At 42.9% G+C, this 22,642-nt stretch carries 17 protein-coding genes and 1 tRNA gene; 5 read left to right on the forward strand and 13 right to left on the reverse strand.

The features are described from left to right. Nucleotides 1–82: 82 nt before the first annotated feature. The 3 genes from ACFSR5_RS05180 to ACFSR5_RS05190 are packed head-to-tail and all read right to left on the reverse strand — an operon-like array spanning nucleotide 83 to nucleotide 2,086. A complete protein-coding gene (locus tag ACFSR5_RS05180) occupies nucleotides 83–799 on the reverse strand; it encodes a ThuA domain-containing protein (protein WP_380901407.1) in 717 nt (238 codons plus the stop codon). Nucleotides 800–801: 2 nt separating this feature from the next. Further along, a complete protein-coding gene (gene aroB / locus ACFSR5_RS05185) occupies nucleotides 802–1,869 on the reverse strand; it encodes a 3-dehydroquinate synthase (protein ID WP_380901409.1) in 1,068 nt (355 codons plus the stop codon). Between the two features lie 10 nt (nucleotides 1,870–1,879). Then, nucleotides 1,880–2,086 carry an RNA-binding S4 domain-containing protein gene (locus ACFSR5_RS05190; protein ID WP_380901411.1) on the reverse strand — a complete coding sequence of 69 codons (207 nt, stop codon included), beginning with the start codon at nucleotides 2,084–2,086 and terminating at the stop codon, nucleotides 1,880–1,882. 87 nt (nucleotides 2,087–2,173) lie between these two features. On the opposite strand from ACFSR5_RS05190, the gene ACFSR5_RS05195 reads away from it, so the two are divergent. Further along, nucleotides 2,174–3,367: a proline dehydrogenase family protein gene (locus ACFSR5_RS05195; RefSeq protein ID WP_380901413.1), complete on the forward strand. Its 1,194-nt coding sequence runs from the start codon at nucleotides 2,174–2,176 to the stop codon at nucleotides 3,365–3,367. A 41-nt stretch (nucleotides 3,368–3,408) separates the two neighbouring features. After that, complete coding sequence (locus tag ACFSR5_RS05200) at nucleotides 3,409–4,020, forward strand: HAD family hydrolase (protein ID WP_380901415.1); 612 nt, start codon at nucleotides 3,409–3,411, stop codon at nucleotides 4,018–4,020. Between the two features lie 12 nt (nucleotides 4,021–4,032). Here ACFSR5_RS05200 and ACFSR5_RS05205 read toward each other — a convergent pair whose 3' ends face one another. Continuing rightward, nucleotides 4,033–5,364, reverse strand: coding sequence for an outer membrane beta-barrel protein (locus tag ACFSR5_RS05205; protein WP_380901417.1), 1,332 nt, complete (start codon nucleotides 5,362–5,364; stop codon nucleotides 4,033–4,035). A 12-nt stretch (nucleotides 5,365–5,376) separates the two neighbouring features. Continuing rightward, the gene (locus ACFSR5_RS05210; RefSeq protein ID WP_380901419.1) at nucleotides 5,377–5,988 is read right to left on the reverse strand and encodes an RNA polymerase sigma factor; all 612 of its coding nucleotides are present in this window, start codon (nucleotides 5,986–5,988) and stop codon (nucleotides 5,377–5,379) included. Between the two features lie 212 nt (nucleotides 5,989–6,200). Between ACFSR5_RS05210 and ACFSR5_RS05215 the strand changes: the two genes are divergently transcribed. Together ACFSR5_RS05215 and ACFSR5_RS05220 are read left to right on the forward strand one after the other, a co-directional pair. After that, nucleotides 6,201–7,061: a universal stress protein gene (locus tag ACFSR5_RS05215; RefSeq protein WP_380901421.1), complete on the forward strand. Its 861-nt coding sequence runs from the start codon at nucleotides 6,201–6,203 to the stop codon at nucleotides 7,059–7,061. Between the two features lie 2 nt (nucleotides 7,062–7,063). Then, the gene (locus ACFSR5_RS05220) at nucleotides 7,064–7,303 is read left to right on the forward strand and encodes a hypothetical protein (protein ID WP_380901423.1); all 240 of its coding nucleotides are present in this window, start codon (nucleotides 7,064–7,066) and stop codon (nucleotides 7,301–7,303) included. Nucleotides 7,304–7,339: 36 nt separating this feature from the next. Here the strand turns inward: ACFSR5_RS05220 and ACFSR5_RS05225 are convergent. Next, nucleotides 7,340–7,412 (reverse strand) — tRNA-Thr (locus tag ACFSR5_RS05225). Between the two features lie 275 nt (nucleotides 7,413–7,687). On the opposite strand from ACFSR5_RS05225, the gene clpB reads away from it, so the two are divergent. Continuing rightward, complete coding sequence (gene clpB, locus ACFSR5_RS05230; protein WP_380901425.1) at nucleotides 7,688–10,291, forward strand: ATP-dependent chaperone ClpB; 2,604 nt, start codon at nucleotides 7,688–7,690, stop codon at nucleotides 10,289–10,291. A gap of 27 nt (nucleotides 10,292–10,318) precedes the next feature. On the opposite strand, the gene ACFSR5_RS05235 is transcribed toward clpB, so the two are convergent. From ACFSR5_RS05235 to ACFSR5_RS05265, 7 genes are read right to left on the reverse strand one after another with little or no spacing between them, the layout of a single operon-like run. Continuing rightward, nucleotides 10,319–11,659 (reverse strand): MFS transporter, encoded by a 1,341-nt coding sequence (locus tag ACFSR5_RS05235; RefSeq protein ID WP_380901427.1) that lies wholly within the window; start codon nucleotides 11,657–11,659, stop codon nucleotides 10,319–10,321. Nucleotides 11,660–11,669: 10 nt separating this feature from the next. Beyond that, nucleotides 11,670–13,958, reverse strand: a complete 2,289-nt coding sequence (locus ACFSR5_RS05240; RefSeq protein WP_380901429.1) for a family 65 glycosyl hydrolase domain-containing protein — start codon at nucleotides 13,956–13,958, stop codon at nucleotides 11,670–11,672. A gap of 5 nt (nucleotides 13,959–13,963) precedes the next feature. Next, complete coding sequence (gene pgmB, locus ACFSR5_RS05245) at nucleotides 13,964–14,614, reverse strand: beta-phosphoglucomutase (RefSeq protein ID WP_380901431.1); 651 nt, start codon at nucleotides 14,612–14,614, stop codon at nucleotides 13,964–13,966. Between the two features lie 3 nt (nucleotides 14,615–14,617). Then, entirely contained in the window at nucleotides 14,618–16,468 is a 1,851-nt protein-coding gene (locus ACFSR5_RS05250; RefSeq protein ID WP_380901433.1) for a glycoside hydrolase family 13 protein, read from the reverse strand. Nucleotides 16,469–16,477: 9 nt separating this feature from the next. Beyond that, nucleotides 16,478–17,488: a SusE domain-containing protein gene (locus ACFSR5_RS05255; RefSeq protein WP_380901435.1), complete on the reverse strand. Its 1,011-nt coding sequence runs from the start codon at nucleotides 17,486–17,488 to the stop codon at nucleotides 16,478–16,480. 28 nt (nucleotides 17,489–17,516) lie between these two features. Then, nucleotides 17,517–19,094: a RagB/SusD family nutrient uptake outer membrane protein gene (locus tag ACFSR5_RS05260; protein ID WP_380901437.1), complete on the reverse strand. Its 1,578-nt coding sequence runs from the start codon at nucleotides 19,092–19,094 to the stop codon at nucleotides 17,517–17,519. 15 nt (nucleotides 19,095–19,109) lie between these two features. Continuing rightward, the gene (locus tag ACFSR5_RS05265; protein WP_380901439.1) at nucleotides 19,110–22,091 is read right to left on the reverse strand and encodes a SusC/RagA family TonB-linked outer membrane protein; all 2,982 of its coding nucleotides are present in this window, start codon (nucleotides 22,089–22,091) and stop codon (nucleotides 19,110–19,112) included. Nucleotides 22,092–22,642 lie beyond the last annotated feature (551 nt).

Genomic DNA, 22,642 nt, shown 5'->3' on the forward strand with positions numbered 1-22,642 from the left:
TAAAAACACCTTCCGTTTTTTTTTAAACAAAAACGGCTAAACCCTTTCAGTCTTAGCCGTTTAATTCTTTGTTTAAGGAATTTTATTCCATGTGCAATACATATTTTATACCACCCACCAGATGTTTTTGAAAATTATCGACATCGTACGATTCGTCAGTATGGCCCAAACCGGTATAAAACGTACGTCCGCCATCAAACGTCCTAAACCATGCTATCGGATGCATCTTGCCCATTCCGCCACCTTTGTAAGAACCTTCATCTAAATTCATTAATATATGCAATCCAGGTTGTACATCTTTAAAATCATACCATTCATCTTTATGCCACCAAATCTGTTGCAAATGCTTAGTTGCGGGGTGATTCTGATCTAACACATTTATCCTAGCTTCCTGAACTTCGGGATGGCGTGAAAAATATCCGCCTACCAATTGGCCATACCATGGCCAATTAAATTCGGTATCCGAAGCAGCGTGAATACCTACAAAACCTTTTCCACCTCGAATAAACTGCTGGAAGGCTTGTTTTTGTGAATTACTTAATATATCACCGGTAGTGCTTAAAAAGATTACCGCATCAAACAACGCGAGACTATCCGCACAGAAATAATCGGCATTCTCGGAATGCACCGTCGATATACCTTCTGCTGTTAGTAACCTTTGTACTGTCTCTACACCTTTCGGTATACTTTTGTGTCGAAAGCCTGTCGTTTTCGTGAAAATCAACACCCGTTTTTGGGCGGATGCACTGAATAGTACAATACTTACCAAAAGGACTGCTAAAAACGATCGATTCCTCATCTTTACTTCAAATTAAGGTAAAAGTCCAAGCTTTCGACGATAAGTTGCTCATCTACAAAATAGTTATATCCACATTTTCCGATGGAAGAAAGTAGCGCAAAACCCAGTTTTTTTTGTTCATTTTTCTTATCATTTTGCATAAGCGTCAGTAGATCATCGTAAATGGCCGGTGAAAAAACATACTTATCAAATCGATTAGTAAAAACGTGTATAATTTGTTGTAAATCAGCATCTGATAGCCCTGCTATTCTTGTCGAGATGTAACCTTCACAAATCATTCCTAAAGCGATTGCTTCACCATGCAACAAGGGCGACGCATCATGCAATAAAGAATATCCTTCAATCGCATGACCAATGGTGTGTCCAAAATTCAAAATCTTTCGGAGCCCGCTTTCCACGGGATCTTGCATAATCACTTCGTTCTTGATGGCAACCGATCGGTATATAATGTCGTCAAGATCATCTTTTTCAAGATCTATCGCATGGATTTGTTCGAAAAGTGATCGATCAAATATGAGTCCATGTTTAATGACCTCTGCGAGCCCAGAACGAAGCTGTCTATCATCTAATGTTTTCAAAAATTTTGAGCTGATAAAAACGGCCTGAGGCTGCGTAAAAGTGCCAATGATATTCTTTACATTATCCAGATCTATTCCCGTCTTTCCCCCCACAGAAGCGTCAACTTGCGACAATAACGTGGTTGGAATTTGAATGAAATCAATACCACGTTTGTAGGTAGACGCCGCAAATCCCCCCATGTCGGTTACCACTCCTCCACCTAGATTGATTAATAAGGCTTTTCGGTCGGCGCCAAAGTCCAGCATCGTCTTCCATACGCCTATACAAAAGTCAATATTTTTGTTTTCTTCTCCTGGATCCACTTCTATGATATCATAGTCTGTTAAGTTTGGAAGCGCGGCTTGTAGTAATGGAAGACAGTGGTCATTCGTATTCCTATCCACCAATACTAAAACCTGTGAATAAGCACGTTCAGCGATAAAAGGGGCTAAAGAGTTGAGATCATTCTCAAAATATACCGAGTAACCGAGGCTGGCTATCTGTTTTGTCATGTTTTTTTATTTATATAACTTTAACTTGTTGTCCTTCAAATTCGACGACGTCGCCCGTTCTGACTTTCAATCTTTTTCGGTAATCCACTTCACCGTTATACTTGACAAGCCCCTCCTCTACCACATACTGGGCCATCGCCCCATGTTCAACCCAATTCAATGCCTTGAGCAATTGAATCAATTGAATATATTCTCCTCGTAACGGAAACGTTTGCATAATTTTCAAATAAATAGCTTAAAGCAGGTTGTAAATATAAGGCTATTCAAAATAAATATTTAATTTTGACCATTAATTTTTAAACATATGATTTCTGCAAATAGTCAGATAGAATTAGATTTTAACAATACAAAGGTAGCTTTTCAAAATAAGAGTGATAAGGAGTTGGAAAAAGCGTTCTGGCTTTTTAAAATGGTAGCCAATAACACCTTAATTAAGGTCGGAACGCCACTCACCACGTTTGCATTAAAAATAGGATTGCCTATTCAGGGCATTATTCGGAATACCATCTATAAACAATTTTGTGGAGGAGAATCAATTGAAGGGTGTGCACCAGCAATTACAGAGCTTGGTCGGGGGGCTGTTACCACCATTTTGGATTACTCTGTGGAGGGAGAGGACTCCGAGGAAAGCTTCGAGCAAACCTGTGAGGAGATCTTGAAAACCGTTGCGTTTGCAAAAAACAATTCGTTGATCTCCTTCTGTGTATTTAAGCCGACGGGACTGGGACGATTTGATTTATTTGCTAAAGTGGATGCTAAGCAGCGTTTAACCGATAGTGAGAAAACAGAATTTGACAGGGTATACGAGCGTATTGATCGTATTTGCCGGGCATGCCATGATGCAGGAATCAAGGTGCTAGTTGATGCAGAGCATTCTTGGATACAGGACACGATCGATGATTTTGCACGCGAAATGATGGAAAAGTATAACCAAGAGCGTCCGGTTGTTTACAATACGTATCAATTGTACAGAAACGATAAATTAGCTTCATTGAAGGCGGATTTTGCCTATGCGCAAACTCAGAATTTTTATTTGGGCGCTAAAATTGTCCGTGGGGCGTATATGGAGATTGAGCGCGAGCGTGCAGCCGAGAAAGGCTATCCATCGCCCATTCAACCGAATAAACAAGCTTCAGATGTAGATTATAATGAAGCTATCCTCTTTTGCTTGGATCATATTAACCGCATCGGTTTAATGGCTGGTACCCATAATGAAGAGAGTTCTCGTTTGCTAGCCGAAGAAATGATTGCAAGAGGAATTTCTCCTAAAAATGAGCATGTCTTTTTTGCTCAGCTCTTGGGTATGTCTGATAACTTATCGTTCAACCTAGCCAATGCCGGTTTCAATGTAGCCAAATACATGCCTTACGGCCCCGTTAAGGCGGTTATGCCCTATTTGTTCAGGCGTGCTCAGGAGAACACATCGGTTGGCGGACAAACGGGCAGAGAGCTTGGCTTAATTATGAAAGAAAAAGCGCGGAGAAAGGCACAAAAATAAAAAATCTCAGGTATACACCTGAGATTTTTTATTTTTGCACCATGAACGCCCTAGCACAAAAGAAATTTCAACTTTTACAAGATAAATCCGAGTCCTATAAAGCCCTGCTTTATGACGTAGACGGCACACTGGCCGACAACATGGCGGCCCACCGGGCAGCCTATGTGGCGACGTCCGCTGAGCACGGTATTGATCTCGACGATCGTATTGTCGACGAACTCGCAGGTTGGCCAACCATCGATGTAGCAGCAGAAATAAGTACGCGATATGGCGTTAAATTCGATCTGTTGCATTTTGCGAAAAGAAAGTCCGCTATCTTTATTGAGCGTTTTATACGGGACACCCAACCTATTGATTATGTGTTAGCTCATTTGCTGGCCAACGTTGGAAAGAAAAAAATTGGTATCGTATCAGGTGGATCACGCTCAACGCTTCAAATAACGCTTGAGGTAATCAACGTGTTGGGAAAATTCGAAACACTGGTTTGCGCTGGCGACACGGCAGAAGGAAAGCCATCTCCTCAACCTTTTTTATTGGCAGCCAAGCACCTTGACGTAGATCCGAAAGATTGTTTGGTGTTCGAAGACGGTAATCCGGGTGTACAAGGAGCCATCGCAGCAGGAATGGGGTGGATTCGGATTGATCAAATTTAAGCAGCCGTAGACCTAAAAATGGGTAATAATTTTAATACCTCCGTTCGTATAATTCATATCTGCACGTTTAAACTGTCCTACTGGCAATTTAACAAAAGGCTCTACTGAAATTTTCATAGACTTGCCAAGTTGCGTTTTTCGACCGATGGAAAAATTCACAAATCCTCCAAATCCGTTGGAATGAACATTTTCTTCCGCAGATGGTTCTGTCCTCTCCACCTTGTTTACGGGCTTGTTTGTCGGAGAGTCAGAATCGGAAGCACTGGAGTAAGTCGGAACATCCGAATAACCGGAGTAGTGATTGAAACGTTCTTGCGACAATACAACGGCATACGAAACACCGCTAGTCGCATAAAAATCCTTCGAAAGATGGTATCGAAACTCCACCGGAATATCCAATGTCTGGATTTTTCCTGTTACAGAGTTCAGATTAGGCAGCGGAATGGAGTTGACACGATAAGGCACTTCTTTTGAAATCAACTGCGCTCCGTCCACCGGGGAGTCCATGCGCCCCCCTCCTTCTGATGCCAGCTCAGACGCCAAAATACCAACTTCATATTGGTTAAAAGAAGCACCAGTACGCACGGCTAATTTATTACTCAATTTATAGGCCAGTACCAATCCCCCGCCTACATCGAAACTCTGGTTCGTTGTCGAAGGGCTTAAAAATGCCCCTAGTTCTAGTCTATCGGCTATTTGCAATTTTCTAGGGCGTAAATCTCTTCCCACGTCTTGTCGACGCGCTAAGTTAGGATCAACCGATTGTGCCGAGGCTAGTTGATCGCCAAGTACTGTAGTTGCCAATTCCGGTACCGGCTCTTTCGAGGCTAAGCGTGCACGGTACATTTGAGACTGCCTTTCAGGTTGGGGCCGAGCCAAAGAAGCGGTTATCGCTATCCCGGCCATCGGTACTTCCGGGATGTTTTGATAAACCTGTTCAGTAAGAAGCTTTTCTCGCCCCACCATTCCATGACCATTATTAGGGGCTACGGGGCGTGAGGTTTTTACACCGCCGAGGGCTACGTCATCCCCCTCCGTATCAGTAAAAGGTGCTCCTTGTGCCATTGGTTTAGGTTCGCGTTGAACAATTGTCGGTTCATGCCCAATTTGCCGCTCCTCCGGTATATCTTGCACACCCATTCTATAAACAGTGACGGCAGCAAACGCTACAACTGCTACAGCAGCGGCTGTAGCCCATAACGGAATCATTCGTCGTACGCTTCCCTGTTGGCTATATCGGGAATGGAAAGCCTCCCAAGCCCCAGGTTTATAGGACGGCAATGGTGCCTGTTTCAGCCCCTCTTTAATGACTTCGATTAATTCCTTTTTATTATCTTCTTTCATGTTTATCCGCAATTAAGAATGTACATTTTGCGAAACACTAAACTCCTCAATATATAACTTTCGCAACCGTTGTTTAGCCCGTGTAAGATACGTTCGGGATGTACTTTCCGGAATGTTAAGCATTTTTCCAATTTCCTCATGGGAATATCCCTCGATTTCAAATAAATTGAAAATAGAGCGTTGTATATCAGGGATACGTTGCAACAGTTTTAAAATATCTTCCACCCCAAGTCTATCGGCCATAACAGTCGCATGTGACGCCAACTCCTCGTCGGGTGTGTCATCAAAAAAATTAGTGGTTTTTTTTGTACGCAATAGATCAATAGATGTATTGACAGCTATTCGAGCTAACCATGATCTAAAGGTCTTCTCTAAGATTGAATCTTCCAAGTGCATCTCAAACGTGTTAATCTTTCTGAACACTTTTACGAAGCTTTCATTCACCGCCTCTTCAGCTTCCATTTCAATCGATATATAGCGCAACACAACAGCCATCACATAACCATAGTACTTTTTGTATAAGAATGACTTACCTCGCTCAGTTTTATCCAAAACACAATCCGCCAATGCCTCCCGCAAGGAAAGTGGCTTTTCTTTCTTCCAAATTTTTTGAACAATCTTCACTTATAAATCGTCTGTTCGGTACACCAATTTACTGAATAATATACAAATACCTAAACAGCTTTTTACAATCTTGCCATATACACCTGTTTTTTATAATTGAATAAACGGTTCGTATAATACATGTGCTACAGGTCCGATAAAAAAATGATTCGAATCACAGTCGTTGGAGAAGCGCAAAAAAAAAAGTAAATTAGGTATATAAAAAGTAAGCCATGAGAAAGATACTATTTCCGACTGATTTTTCGCCAGCTGCGAACAATGCTTTCGTTTATGCCTTGCATTTAGCGAAAGAAATGCAAGCCGAATTATACATTTTACACACGTATATGCAGCCTGTATTGTCCTCCACGCATGCAGGTCAACCAGAACTGGTGCCGGAAGTTTACGAAAATTACGAGCTACATCAGTTTGAAAACTTTAAAAAACATACAACCTCCCTCCGTCAGATAGCTGAAGAGAACGACCGGTCGCATGTGCCCATGACCTTTCTTTTTGAAGAGGGAACGGTGGTGACAAATGCGCAACGTGTTATTAAGCACGAAGACATCAAATTAGTTGTCATGGGAACAAACCGAGCAGAGGGTATCATTGATAAAATTTTTGGGTCGAATACATTAGGTGTAATCAGGGGCGTAAAGATTCCAGTCCTTTCGGTACCTAAAGAGGCTTCATACCAGGGTATACAAGAGATTCTGTTTACGACACTTTTTCGAGAAAAAGACGAGGCGGCATTGGCGGATATCCTCCAAATCGCCAACAGATTTCATGTGAAGGTAAAATGTGTGCATGTCTATAAAGATAAAAATGTAGATATTATTGCTACGGCCGATCGATGGGAGAAGGTGTTCGCCGCAGGTAATCTAGAATTTGTTTTCCTGGATTTTGATCAGTCTATTGAGCACACGTTAAATAATTATATTCAGCATCATCGGGTCGATCTTTTGTGTGTTGTTAAACGAAACCGGAACTTTTTAGAACGTTTGTTTACATCGAGCATTAGCAACAGGCTTCGCATTCACACGAATACGGCTACACTTGTGTTACAAGAGGGAGATGATCCGGGAGCATTTTAATTATGGAGAAGCTTTTAAAGGTGCTACAACAGCAAAACCGTCTTCATGAGCCGGTTGAGAAATATACGTTATTAGTGGATGAAGAAGGTCACGAGCATGGTGTACTGTTTTTTATCCCGAACGGAGCGCGGAACTACAAAATCATGCTTCCGGCGCCCTATCATCTTTCGGTATTGCAAGAGAACCAGCATCCGACAATATTCCAGATTCTACGTCATAAAGAGGCGATGTTACTGCAATAAAAAAAGCTCGACATGAGATGTCGAGCTTTCTTGCTGAGCCTCCTATCGGGATCGAACCAATGACCTACTGATTACAAGTCAGTTGCTCTACCAGCTGAGCTAAGGAGGCTTTATACCATCCGTGGTACCGGTCGGTGTTGCAAATATCGTAAGCCCATCGGTTTTTTCCAAACGAAAGATAAAAAAAATACAATGGACTCCCCTACTCATTTGACATTCAGAACAATAGAATACACACAAGACAATTTGACACTTATCTATAATAAAGAATGTCATATTTTCCGGAAAATGAAATGAAATCAAAAAGGCATCTAAATTGTTAATGGCTTAACAGCAACTATAGTTGTGGGAATTAAAAATAAGGACATCTAACGAGCAATACATATGAATTTTAACAATTATACCATAAAAGCGCAAGAAGCCATACAGAAGGCATCGGAAATCACTGCTGGGAACCAGCAACAAGCCATTGAACCAGCTCACTTGCTGAAAGCTTTACTTGCGGTAGATGAGCATGTCGTTGTACATTTGTTGAAAAAGCTGAACGTAAACATCAACTACATCTCTGCCGAAGTGGATAAAGAAATTGCTGCATTACCAAAAGTGAGTGGAAGCAATGTCTATATCAGTAATACGTTGGCGTCCGTGCTTCAAAAAGCGCAAACTTATCTAAAAGAATTCAACGATGAGTTTGTGTCCATTGAACATATCCTCTTGGGGCTTCTTTCTGCAGCTGATAAAATCGCCACGTTGTTAAAAGGCCAAGGTGTAAACGAAAAAGACCTCAAATTAGCTATTAAAGAGTTGAGAGGCAATAATCGTGTCAGCGATCAAAATGCCGAAGCGACCTACAATGCGCTAGGTAAATATGCCAGAAATCTAAATGAATACGCCGAATCTGGCAAACTGGACCCAGTCATTGGGCGAGATGAAGAGATCAGAAGAGTCATGCAAATTCTATCCCGACGCACCAAAAACAACCCCATCCTCGTTGGCGAACCTGGCGTAGGTAAGACGGCGATAGCAGAAGGGATAGCTTACCGCATTATCAAAGGCGATGCTCCGGAAAATCTAAAAACAAAAACTGTATTTTCACTCGATATGGGGGCACTGATTGCCGGTGCGAAATACAAGGGTGAGTTTGAAGAACGACTAAAAGCAGTTGTCAAAGAAGTATCCGATAGCGATGGCGAAATTATTCTCTTTATTGACGAAATTCATACGCTTGTGGGCGCTGGTGGCGGTGAAGGAGCGATGGATGCGGCGAACATACTTAAACCTGCATTAGCTCGAGGTGAGCTCCGCGCAATCGGGGCAACAACGTTAAACGAATATCAAAAGTACTTTGAGAAAGATAAAGCGCTGGAACGCCGCTTTCAAAAGGTCATGGTCGACGAACCCGATACGCAGGATGCGATTTCTATTTTACGCGGATTAAAAGAACGGTATGAAACACACCATAAAGTGCGTATTTTAGATGAATCTATCATCGCTGCCGTAGAATTGTCTCAGCGCTACATCACGGATCGTTTTCTCCCAGACAAGGCAATCGATTTGATCGATGAAGCCGCATCTAAGCTCCGGCTAGAGATGGACTCCGTTCCCGAATCCGTAGACGAGTTGGATCGAAGAATTATGCAACTCGAAATCGAACGGGAGGCTATAAAACGGGAGAACGACGAGAAAAAAGTCGCTGAACTATCAGAAACCATAGCCAATTTGTCGAGCGAACGAGATTCGCTAAAAGCAGCTTGGCAATCTGAAAAAGGCCTTGTTGACAAGGTGAATCAAGAAATTCAAAACATCGAAGACTTCAAATTGGAAGCAGATCAGGCAGAGCGAGCAGGTGATTATGGAAAAGTGGCAGAATTACGTTATGGAAAGATTAAGGAGGCACAAGACAAAGTCGAGCAACTAAAAGCCGAACTTGCTGAAAAGCAACAAGGCAGCCGCATGCTAAAAGAAGAAGTAACATCTGAGGATATTGCAGACGTTGTTTCTCGCTGGACAGGTATCCCGGTCAATAAAATGATCCAATCGGAGCGTGAGAAGTTGTTAAATTTAGAGGAAGAATTGCATAAGCGTGTGGCGGGACAAGAAGAAGCCATTGAGGCTATTGCAGACGCTATCCGGCGTTCCCGTGCTGGTCTTAGTGATGCAAAACGCCCCATAGGATCATTCATTTTTCTTGGAACGACTGGAGTTGGGAAAACCGAATTGGCCAAGGCGCTCGCAGAATTTCTCTTTGATGATGAACAAGCGATGGTTAGGATCGATATGTCTGAATACCAAGAACGACACGCCGTGTCTCGATTGATTGGCGCTCCTCCGGGTTATGTCGGGTATGATGAAGGCGGGCAGTTGACAGAAGCCGTGCGCCGCCGCCCCTATTCAGTGGTATTATTGGACGAAATCGAAAAAGCCCATCCAGACGTCTTCAATATCTTACTCCAAGTATTGGATGATGGGCATTTGACGGACAATAAGGGACGCGTTGTAAACTTTAAGAATACGATTATCATTATGACATCCAATACAGGATCTCATTTAATTCAAGAGAACTTTGCGCGGTTGAGTGACGAGAACAAGGATGAGGTGGTTGCAAAAACGAAAGATCAGGTATTTGAATTACTACAAAAATCCATCAGACCCGAATTTCTCAACCGTATCGACGAAGTCATTATGTTTACACCGTTGAGCCGTTCCGAAATTGGAGATATTGTGCGGATGCAGTTTCAACGCATTCAAAAACAGTTGGCCGAACAGAACATTTTCCTATCTGCCAGTGAAGATGCATTGGATTGGCTCGGCCAACTGGGATACGACCCCATATATGGAGCTCGCCCACTGAAGCGGGTTATCCAGAAACGGATACTCAACGAATTGTCAAAAGAAATTCTTGCTGGAAAGGTTTCTCGAGACTCCGTCATTCAGCTGGACGTATTCGATGGGCAATTTGTTTTCTTGAATAGAGTAGAAAACACATAAAAAAGAGGGCATTAGATGCCCTCTTTTTTATACTTCTTCTCTAATACGTAATACGGCAAATGCACCCAGCAACATAAATACACCACCCAGCATTATACCATAAACTGTCTCTCCTTGAAACACGTGTTTAATGAGCAATCCACCGAAGAAGCCGCAGATAATTTGAGGAAACGTAATAAAGAAATTAAACAAGCCCATATACACGCCCATCTTCTTCGGCGGCAAACTGTTGCTTAGTATGGCATACGGCATCGTTAGTATACTTCCCCAGGCAATCCCCACCCCGACCATAGGCAATAGCAACATGTTGGGCGACGTGATCCAAAAAATAGACAATAAAGATAGTCCGCCAATGGTTAGTGCTAACGCGTGACCAACAGATTGCCCCCATCGATAAGCTAGGCGAGGGATGAACAACGCATAGAGTGCGGAGACACCATTATAAACGCCGAACAATATTCCAACCCAATTTGCAGCATCGGCATAGAGCTGGGGCTTTTCTCCTTCTAGTTTGTAAAACACATGCTCAGCAACAGCCGGTGTCATATACACCCACATCATAAACAAGGCAAACCAAGAAAAGAATTGTACGTAACCTAACTTCTTCATTGTCCTTGGCATGGCCTTAAAGTCGTCCAGAATTACCAAAAAATTCTTTTTTGTCGGTTTATTTAAAACCTTTTCTGAACGCTGATCGAATACAATTAATTCTTCTGGGCTATATTCCTTTGTCGTGAACACGCTCCACAAAATAGTGATTAACAAAATAAGAGCTCCGAAATAAAAGGAATATAGAACATTTACAGGGACTGTTCCAAACCCTGAAGCAGAAGACACACCAAGCTGGTTTGCAAAAACATAGGGAAGCGCCGACCCAATCACGGCACCTATTCCGATGAGTACGGTCTGAACAGAGAATCCCAAACTGCGCTGTACGTTTGGCAAGTTGTCGCCGATTAACGCACGAAAAGGCTCCATCGTAACATTAATAGAAGCATCCATGAGCATCAACATCCCCGCTCCGACGAGTAGTGGCGGCAACACTGCTGTAAAAAAAGCAATATTCGGCATGCAGATCAGAGCAAGTGCGGTGAGTATGGCACCGATCAAAAAAAATGGACGACGGCGACCCAACCGCGTCCAGGTGCGATCACTATAATGGCCTATGATAGGCTGAACTAACATTCCGGTTATAGGCGCTGCAAGCCAAAATAAGGATAGATGCTCTACGTCTGCACCAAAAGTTTGCAATATTCGTGAAGCATTTCCATTTTGCAAAGCAAATCCCATTTGAATACCAAGAAATCCCATACTCATGTTGATAATCTGAGAGATCCCTAATTTTGGTTTGTCAAGTTGTTTATACATTGTTGATTTTTCACGTTGTTAATGCAGGTTCAACCGTAAATGGCCGGTCGTTAAATATAAGGTTTATTCCACTCTCCGATAAGTTCTTTATTTCAAAATTGTCCCGACTGACCTTTACGTACAGTTTGACACCCCTAAATTGGACATGAAATGCATAGCTTTCCCAATTCGATGGTATAAACGGCTTAAAATGTAACTGATCATTATACACGCGCATACCTGCAAAGCCTTCAACGATTGACAACCACGTTCCGGCCATCGATGTAATATGAAGACCTTCTTCCGTATCGTTATTGTAATCATCAAGATCGAGCCTAGCCGTACGTAAGTAAAATTCATATGCCTTGTCTTCTTTTCCAAGCTTTGCCGCAATAATGCAATGCACGCAAGGAGATAACGAACTTTCATGCACGGTCAACGGCTCATAAAACTCATAGTTTCTCCGAATCGTATCCATATCGAAATTTCCTTCAAAAAAGTATAGCCCTTGTAACACATCAGCCTGCTTAATGTAGCAAGACCGCAGTATCCTATCCCAACTCCAGTGTTGATTTAGGGGACGTTGCGCCAGCGGAAGCTCATTTGCTGGAATAAGCTCCTTATCTAAAAAATCATCTTGCTGCAGAAAGATGCCCCGTGATTTATCGTCGGGATAGTATAAGTGATCAACAATGTGTCTCCATTTTTCGGTTTCCAAAGCCGAAAATCCAAGTTTATGCATTAATTCCTCCAACGCTGTCTTGTCGATCTCATTTGCCCTATCGAGGCATTCCAACGTGTAACGCAAGCACCAGGCAGCCATTGTATTTGTGTACCAGTTATTGTTTACATTGTTCTCGTATTCATTTGGCCCCGTTACACCTAAAATGACATATTTTTGCTTATTTACACTCCAGTTCACGCGCTGACTCCAAAACCGGCTAATCGCAATAAGTACCTCTAAGCCCCAGGGCAGAAGATATGCTATATCCCCTGTATACCGGATATAATTGAAGATAGCGAAAGCAATCGCCCCATTACGATGAATTTCTTCAAATGTAATTTCCCATTCGTTGTGGCATTCCTCTCCGTTAATCGTAACCATTGGATAAAGCGCAGCTCCCCCTTTAAATCCCAATTTCGAAGCATTTTCGATAGCTTTTTGTAAATGTTGGTATCGGTATAGTAGAAGATTTCGAGCGACAGTAACATCCTGTGTCGACAAATAGAATGGTAAACAGTAGGCCTCAGTATCCCAATACGTAACACCGCCGTATTTCTCACCCGTAAATCCTTTCGGACCGATATTGAGACGTGCATCTTCCCCCGTATACGTTTGGTGTAACTGAAATATATTAAACCGGATGGCCTGTTGTGCTGCTATATCTCCTTCTATTTGAATATCACTTTCTTTCCAAATCGTCTGCCAAGCCTGATGCTGTTTATTTTTTAGTTGCTCAAATGATTCGCGCGTTATCGCTTGCAGATTACTTTTGGCTACCTCATAAAGACTTCCACGTTCGTGATTTGTAGACGAGACAATACTAACCCGTTTCTCGATCGTTAACGTATCGCCCATGGCTGCGTCAATCCCCACAGATTCAGAAACCCTATCGGCATGGATTGTACGTTCTTGCGGGTCGGTCAGTTTCGAATTATGATAAAACCGATTAAGCAGTAAAGTTTCTACCAGGAAGTTTGTTTTTTTTGTTTCCATCACCATCCGGAGATATTCCTCCGCGTTCCGGTCAACCGTCTTCCAAAATTTTTCATCATAATTACTGTCTCGATTGAATACATCTCCAGACAAATATGACGAGAGCTCTACTCGTGCATCTGCATTCAATAGGCGCAGATGGTACTGCAGGGCCGCCGTCTCTGTGTGAAACATATGATACATCCTGCTCGACTTGACCTCCACCTGGATCCCATTTGTGAGTGTAGCGATAAAGGATCGATCGAGGATACCATGCTTCATGTCTAAGCGACGCTCAAAGTGTTGTACCGTACATGCCACCAGATCTAAAGTCTCCCCATTTATTTTTATATGTAGACCGATCCAATTGACCGAATTGATAACTTTCGCGAAATAGGCGGGATACCCATTCTTCCACCAGCCCACCCGCGTTTTATCTGGGTAGTAAACGCCCGCTATATACGATCCCGACAATGTTTTGCCAGAAAAATTCTCTTCGAAATTACCGCGCTGTCCCATACGACCGTTTCCAATCGAAAATATACTTTCAGAGAATTCATTATGTTCTGGTCTATACTGCGCTTCGATAATATGCCAAGGATCGTGAATAATGTAATTTTTCATCGTTATTAAAGTGTTACTTCTATCAAATTATTTATGCGTGCATCATAATCGTTTAAGACGTTATACGAATCGACAGCGATCACCTTCATGCCAGCTGCTTTGGCTGCGTCAATACCTGCTTGCGCGTCCTCAAATACGACGCATTTGTCGGGAGGAATGCGCAGTGCCTCTGCTCCGCGAAGGAAAACTTCAGGATGCGGCTTCGACTGACGAACACCATTGCCGTCGATGATGGCATCAAAATAATGAGCGATCCCGACCTTCTCTAAAATCAATTGAGCATTCTTGCTGGCAGATCCTAATGCAATCTTCTTACCTGCTTTTTTTAGGTTCAATAGAAGGTCTTCTGTACCGGGTAAGACATCTCCCACTTTCATAGTGGATACCAACTCCAGATACCAGCTGTTCTTTAACGTCGCAAGCCGTGTCTCCTCTTCAGAAGACACCGCTCGTCCAGCCCAGTTGAGGATTAACCGTAGGGAATCTATCCGGCTTACCCCTTTCAAACGCTCGTTCTCCGTCTCCGTAAAATCAAACCCCAATTCTTTAGCCAAACGTTTCCACGCCTGGAAATGATATACCGCTGTGTCCACTAGTACGCCATCCAAATCGAAGATTACCGCTTCCACTTTTTCGAAAATTTCTGTTATACTCATCTTTTACTTCAATTCTAATACGAGAGTTTCTTTCGAAGGCAATGTCCAAGACTCCGGTATTGTTCCTGATTTACCGCTTACTATGTCCGTAGCCACTGTAGCGAAGTCAATCATTTCTATAAATCTTTGTGAAGAAATCGTTTGCGTTGTACTACTCAGGTTCATGATAACCATTACCGTATCATTGGCGTGATAACGAAAATATACATATACGTCTTTTTCCGGCACAAAGTGTTTGATATTTCCAGTTTGGAGCACGGTATGTTTCTTACGATAATTCGCTAACGATCGGATATGATTAAAAATTTCGTTTTCCGCCCGGGTGCGACCACTTTCCATAAATTTATTTTGCTTATCGGCCGGAAAACCTCCTTGAAAATCCTCGCGCAACAGGCCATCTGGCCGGCTGAAATTTTTCATTAACACTTCCGCGCCATAGTAAATTTGCGGTATTCCCCGATAAGTTAATAGCCAAGTCATAGCAGACTTGTATTTCGCCATATCTTCGCCAACGACCGAGAAAAATCGATCCTTGTCGTGATTATCTAAAAAAATCACATGAGCGAGCGGAAGTGGGTATTGATAATCAGATCCAAGTGTACTGTATAGCCGGTTTGCACCGTCCTTTTCGAAATTTAACGCGTCACCAATAGCATAGTTCAATTGAAAATCAGTCACGCCCTCCAATTTCGTGTCGATATCCTGCCCCACCTTTTGTCCTCCTAAAAAGTAAGCTTGATTCGGAACCGACTGCACCCATGTTTCTCCAAAAAAAGTGAAATTTGGAAACTCTCTACGGATCGCATCTGTCCATTCCGCCATGAACTTTAAGTCATTGTACGGATAAGTATCTATGCGAAACCCGTCTATTCCAATCTCTTCAATCCACCAGATATGACTCTGTGTGATATACTTTTGTACAAACGGATTTTGTTGGTTCATATCCGGCATCGTCGCGACAAACCATCCTTTTTCCATTTGATCCTTGTCTTTTTTACTTCCATAGGGATCAAAAAGGGTTTGATCTTTATATGACGTCTGTGTAAAATGAGGCCATTCATGTAGCCAGTCGTCCATGGGCTTGTCTATGACCGTCCAATGGTATAATCCAACATGGTTGGGCACGACGTCATGGACGAGTTTCATTTTCCGCTCATGTAGTTTGTCACTCAGCTCCTTGTAGATAGCCCTGTCGCCAAATCTTGGATCTATATAATAGTTCTCCGTGTTTGCATATCCATGGTAAGACGCCTGAGGCATATCATTTGTAAGTACCGGCGTCATCCACAACGCAGTTACTCCTAAGTCATGTAAATAATCCAAGTGATTGATTACTCCCTGTAAATCTCCGCCGTGACGGTAATACATGGAGTCGCGATTTACCGCAGTCTCGCGCATACCCTGTAAGCGATCGTTTTTTGTATCTCCATTGGAAAATCGATCGGGCATTAACAAATAAATCAAATCTGCCGCCGTCACTCCTTGCGTCCGAACACCTTTTGAACGAGCTTTCAATTCGTAATCCCATTTCCCAACCAATTTTTCATTGGTATATAGCTCAATTGGATAACTTCCCGGCTGGGCATCTTTTCCTACCGAAACGTCTATAAAAAGATAATTCGGATTTTTGACACGATGGACATCGAGCACCTGGAGCCCGTTCTTCGTTATTTTCACTTCGCTCCGCCCTATATTTTTGCCATATAACACCAATTGTACACTCGGCTCTTCCATTCCTACCCACCAATGAAGTGGTTCGATTCGTTCCAGGGATTGCGCCTGTAATACCCCTATAGAAAAGGTTACTACACCTACCGCACATAGAATCCTTCTTACGTATTTCGTGATTTCCATAATATGCTGTTATTTCTGAGTGAGTGCGTACGAATTCGTATTAATATCCAATGTTATCTCATAAGTACCCGCTATCGGAACGGTAATATCGGTTCCTCCGGCCTCAAGCACATTGTTTACCCCGCCGAAATTTGTTCCCCAATCGTGGTTCTTTCTAAATTTCAACAATCCGGTATGAAGTTCCGCGGTTACTTTCCATATTTGTGTCTTATTATCATAACGCATATCGATATCGTTATCCCAACTACCAACTGCCGAACCAACAATACCCCAACTATGTGTCTTAAAGACAATCGTATTTGTATTCGTATTTACCGTTAATTCCACATTTCCCGAAAGCGGAGATTTAAGGTTTCCTTGTGTATTCTGATCAATTTTACCGTCTCCACCATCGCCATAGGCATTGTCCCAACTACGCTGAGGTGTAATCTTGAATTCTGAGCCGACGGTTGGGAAGTTTATGATTCCTGTATAAATCCCATTGCTCGTCGGAGATATCAAGCTCTCGGCGATAACCGGATCCCAACCATTATGAGCGCCTGGGACGTAGACAAAGCTGGTCGAAGCATACGGAGTGACTGTCAATGGAATACTATTCGAGTATAATGGCGCTACTGCTTCAGAAATTGATGATTTCAACCGGACTTCTAATTCGCTTGCTTGCTCAGTGGGCAATCCCATGCTCAATAAGAGACTGTTCAACTCGAATGTGGTATAGCTTCGGGTCTGCAAGCCCGCCGTCACGGTTACTTCCTTGGCTCCCTCGAAAGCGCTTCCTTTTATACCGAATTGCAATACATTGGTCAATGCTGCCGGATACCCAAAATCAGCGGGATCCCATTGGAATTGTACAGCCTCCGCATCTGCATTTTCCTTCGTCAAGATGACCGTCGATTCGGATGCCTGTAATACCCCTGCGGCATTAGGCGTAGCTACCAATTTTATTTCGTCTTTATTGCAAGCTGTCAACACAACAAGCAGGAGACCGGCAAACCAAGCCATCGTAGATAATCGTTTCATAGTATTCATCATTACGTTTACGTACCAATTAATATCCAGTATTCTGAACCAAATTCGGATTCGATATCAGATCCGCTGCCGGAATCGGAAACAGCGTACGGTGAGCCTCTACCGCCGTTCCAGCCGGTGTCCCGCCCTTAAATGGCCAAACATATCCCCCGCTGGTATACCGTCCAAAACGAATTAAGTCTGTCCGACGAAATGCTTCCCAATAGAGTTCCCTACTCCGTTCGTTTAAAACAATCTCTAAAGAGAGTCCAGATAAATTGCCCGAAGTATCGCCATAGGCTCGTTCCCTAAGCAGGTTAAGGTAGGCCAAAGCTTGTGAATTAGACCCTCCAGCGCCACCTCGTAACACGGCTTCTGCATAAATGAGATATTGTTCGGCTAGTCGAAACAATGGAAAATCGGTGGAACAGAAAACACCATTTACGGAAGTGCCATTTTGATTATCCGAAGTCATATTACTAAATTTTTTAATAGCTAATCCCTCCGTGAAGACAGCCGGGTCTTCAATAGTTGGGTTGTTCCCAAAGAATAAAGCTCGTTTATCCGTTTCACCCGTCACATCGTCAAACACTTTTGGCAACGTACTACGACTACGATTGCCTCCCCAGCCCCCGTTAGGAATACCAAATGTAGCCGGAGTCATCGATGAGTGAACCGAAGAGTTAATAAGAAATGTTGTACCTCCATTGTTTTGGGTTTGCACACCATCATATGCGATAGGGAATATAACTTCTGAATTATTTATGTTATTATTAGCCATAAATAAATGACGGTAATTCTGCATCAAGGAATAATCTGCATTGATAACCTTCGTAGCATAGGTTATCGCGTCTGTATACCGCCCATTATTTGTACCTAAATAAATTTCCGCGTTCAAATACAGTCGTGCCAATAATGCCCAAGCCGCAGCCTTGTCGGCACGCGCATACTCATTTTGTTTGGCATCCATCAGGAGATTCTCGATATCTTTTAGCTCTGCTTCGATATAGGCAAAGAGATCTGCCCGTTTAATTTGTTCAGGAGCTGTTTTTCCAATAGCGTTATCCTCGGTGATAAATGGCGGATTTCCGAAGAGATCCATTAATACCCAATACTGATAAGCACGCAGAAACCGTGCTTCTGCTCGGTAATAATGGACATCCTGCACATCGGCTCCTGTTATTCCACGGGCGGCTAATTTTTCATCGGTACTTTCCCGTAAGAATTCATTGATCACTGTAATATGGTAAAGGCTTCTTGTATATAAGCCCCGCAACATAATATGACTGGAGTTCCAAGTCATATAGTTTAGATCAGCTACTCCTGGATCACCGAGCCATGCACAAATACCTTCATCAGAAGTCAGTTCCTGTGCGTTCCAATACAAACGAAGGAAGTCCGACGTACCCGCGTCTATTCCTCCCAAGTCGCTACTGCCCGGGCCTGATCCGCTGGTCAATGCGAAACTTCCGTAAACTTTTGCCAGTGCGTTTTTATAACCCATTGGTGTACTGTAAGCGACATCCGAGGTAATGTCATTTGTTGGTGTTAAATTTAGATCTTGACTGCAACTGCTCGCTATAGCGAGTAAGATTGCTGCGAATATATTCCGTTTCATTTTTTCAAGTATGGTCTAAAAGACTAAATTAAGTCCGAGCACAAATGTTCTTGGACGTGGATAAAACCGATTATCAATGCCGTTGCTTATCTCCGGCTCCACACCATCGTACTTCGAGATGGTAAACACGTTTTGCACGTTTGCGGACACGGTAAGCATACCCGAACCCTTTTTCAAGATATTCCCGGCCAGATAACTTATGGACAGATTGTCCATTTTTAAGAAAGACGCATTGTGGATATAGTAGTCGCTCGTGTACTGCTTTTGTCCAAATTGAGTGTCTAAAAACGATACGGGGGCATTGTTGATGGGACCATTGGGATCCAATACGTTATACCGGCTTCCGAAATTAGAAGAAACATTATCATAAATATAGTTTCCGATATTCGACCGAAGCACGGTTGATAATGTCCATTTTTTATAGCCTACTTGTGTACTGAAACCTATTAGATATTCTGGTAGCGGCGACTTGTAGAAATATCGGTCATTATCATTAATGATGCCATCTCCATTTATATCTGCATAAACACCTTCCAGCGGCCTGCCATCCTCTCCGTAAATTTGTTTGTGTACGCGAAAACTATACGGCGCACGGTCGATAATATGTGCTTGTATATTGTTCCCCGTGCTTCCTGAAATACCGCCGATTTCAATCATATAGTCTGGATCCTCGACATTCGTTAAGTTAGTTACTTTCGTGTTGTTGTAGGTAAAGTTGAGTCCAAAATCCAAGTTAAAATCATCCCGCTTAACCGCTTGAAGATTAAGACTGAACTCCATCCCCGTGTTTTCCATATTCCCCACGTTCGTCAACAAAAGGTTACTAAAATTGGTGCCCACAGGAATCGGTATCGTACTCAGCAGATCTTTGGTTTTTTTATAATACACATCTACACTACCCGACAGTCTCCCATTTAGAAACCCATAGTCCAAACCGGCATTGTAGGTAGCCGTGCTTTCCCATCGAATATCTTTATCATACGCGATGGGCGAATACATGTAGTAAAACGTATTACCCAGTTGATACTTCGATTCGTTGGCACTGCTGACATAATTTGGCAAATACGAATAGTTCGCTATGCCGTCCTGTTGTCCAGTCACCCCGTAGCTCAACCGTACTTTTAAATCCGAAAAAGCAGCTTCGTCTTTGAGAAAAGATTCCTCTTTCAGTTTCCACGTAACTCCCATGGATGGAAAAACTCCCCAACGATTATCTTCGCTAAAACGGGAAGATCCATCCGTCCGAACCGTACCGGAGAAAATGTACTTATTTGCAAAAGTATAGATCAATCTCCCGTAGTAAGAGATTAGTCGGTTATGAGGTTGATCAAATGGAAAAGCAGGTGTACTCAATACCGTACCATCTGCACTCGTCCGATCATAGTTGTATACTGTCGACCGGTTATCGTAATACCCGTATCCCGCTGTGGCGTTAATCTGACTTTGGATGGATGAGATGTCTTTGGTATAGTTTAAATAAAATTCGCCAACACGGTTGGAGATATTTGTTTTATACCGACTGATCTCGCCCAATGTGCTGATGGTGACAGCTGCATAGTCCGGGATCGATACGCCTCCCTTTCCTTGAGACACATCGTACCCTAAATTCAGATTTGCATGTAGTCCCTTGATAAAAGGAAAGGCATAATCTAACTGTACATTACCAAAACTTCGCGCAACCTTGCCATGATCATCTTTTAACTCAATAAGCCCCACCGGGTTACGAGGCGCATTTGGATTCGGGTCGTACTGCTTCGTGGCACTATTGAATTGCTTCCATTCATAGTAATTGCCGAACCTATTTTCCTCATGTACGGATTGCGTAGGATCAAATTGAACGGCAGCACCGATTGCATCTTGATTTCCAAATTGTGAATTCGATAGAGACCCCTTCAGATTAAAATCTATCGTTAAACTATTATTGAACAATTTCGGAGCAAAATTGATCGCCGCCGATGTACGGTCCAATTGATCTCGTTTCAAGATACCCTGCTGATTGAGGTACCCCACTGATACACGATATGGGAGATTCGCCTGAAAAGCTCCAGCCACACTCAGGTTGTTATCCGTCGCAAAAGCTTGCCGGTAAATCTCATCTTGCCAATTCGTGTTAGCAGTCCCCAATGCAGCTTGTTGTGCTTCATTTCCATTCGCCGCAACGTAATCCCGGATCTGGTCGGCGGTAAGCACATCCACTTTTTTTGCCACGCTAGCCAATGAGTTTTGTGTACTGAAATTTATTTTCGGACGTCCACTTATGCCTTTTTTTGTCGTAATAAGGATAACGCCGTTCGATGCGCGCGAACCATAAATAGCTGTCGCATTCGCGTCCTTCAATACTGTAAATGTCTCAATATCTGCCGGGTTGATTAAACTCAGCGGATTAGCCACGCCTGAAATGCTTCCTGTAGACAGCGGCACGCCGTCGACAACAATCAGGGGATCATTACTCGCATTCAACGACGCACCTGCTCGAATACGAATTGTACTACCAGCCCCTGGTTGGCCGCCGCCGGATGTAATTTGTACGCCGGCCACTTTACCGACAATCAGTTGTTCTGGGGATGTAATCGCTCCTTGTTGAAAATCCTTGGATGATATCGTTGTTAAAGCTCCAGTCAGTTCTCCTTTTTTCTGTGTGCCATATCCAATTACAACAACCTCATCGAGATTACTCGTTGATGTCAACATCGTAAAGTCAAGGCCGTTATCCCCTGCATGCAATTCAACTTGTTTTTCTGAGGATTCATACCCCATCATGCTGGCTATGATACGGTACTGTCCAGGAGGAATATTTTCCAAGCTGTATGCACCTTCTGCACTGGTCGACGTAGATAGCTGTCGACTGACGAGAGAAACCGTTGCTCCGGGAATACCATTCCCTTCATTGTCTACAACCCGTCCCCGCAGGAGAGCAGTTTGTGCGACAGTAACAGAGCTCAGCAACATCAACAAACCCAAGGCCATAACCATGCGTAATGTAAATCTGTTCATCATGTTTTGTTTATAGTTTATAATTCTAGTTTATTTTTACTGAGTATATAATATGCTCCCGGCGTTAACACGACGGTCTGTTTTTCGCTTCAATCCTCCATACCGTTATTCAAATTGTTATATTTCCCACTCGGTTACTGCGCAACCCAACAGCTATTTTCCCGTCATTTGACACAGGTTGAGTTTCTTATCGGAAACATAAATAGGTTGAGGTGTAGGGAGGGAAAGGCGGTATCTATTTTATTCCTGTGTGAGATAGGCCAATACATGTCCGTACCGTCTGTATTTCGAAATACTTTAGATCCGTCAGCATTTCGCACTAGAAATGCGAGATGGGATACGGTCGAATGACCAGTAGGCTCTTCTATGTCGGCTTCATTTGATTTCCGTTCCTTTTTACAGGATGTGAAATACATAGCGACTATGATAACGTGAAAAAATAATATACTGATCCTCATAACAACCGGTTAACACCAAAACGGGAACGTTCCCATAAACATAATCTGGTTTTCCTAAACTGGATATAACGTATTGAATTTTATTTATTATAGTAT

The sequence above is a fragment of the Sphingobacterium suaedae genome (assembly GCF_042684625.1).
Taxonomy (GTDB): Bacteria; Bacteroidota; Bacteroidia; order Sphingobacteriales; family Sphingobacteriaceae; genus Sphingobacterium; species Sphingobacterium suaedae.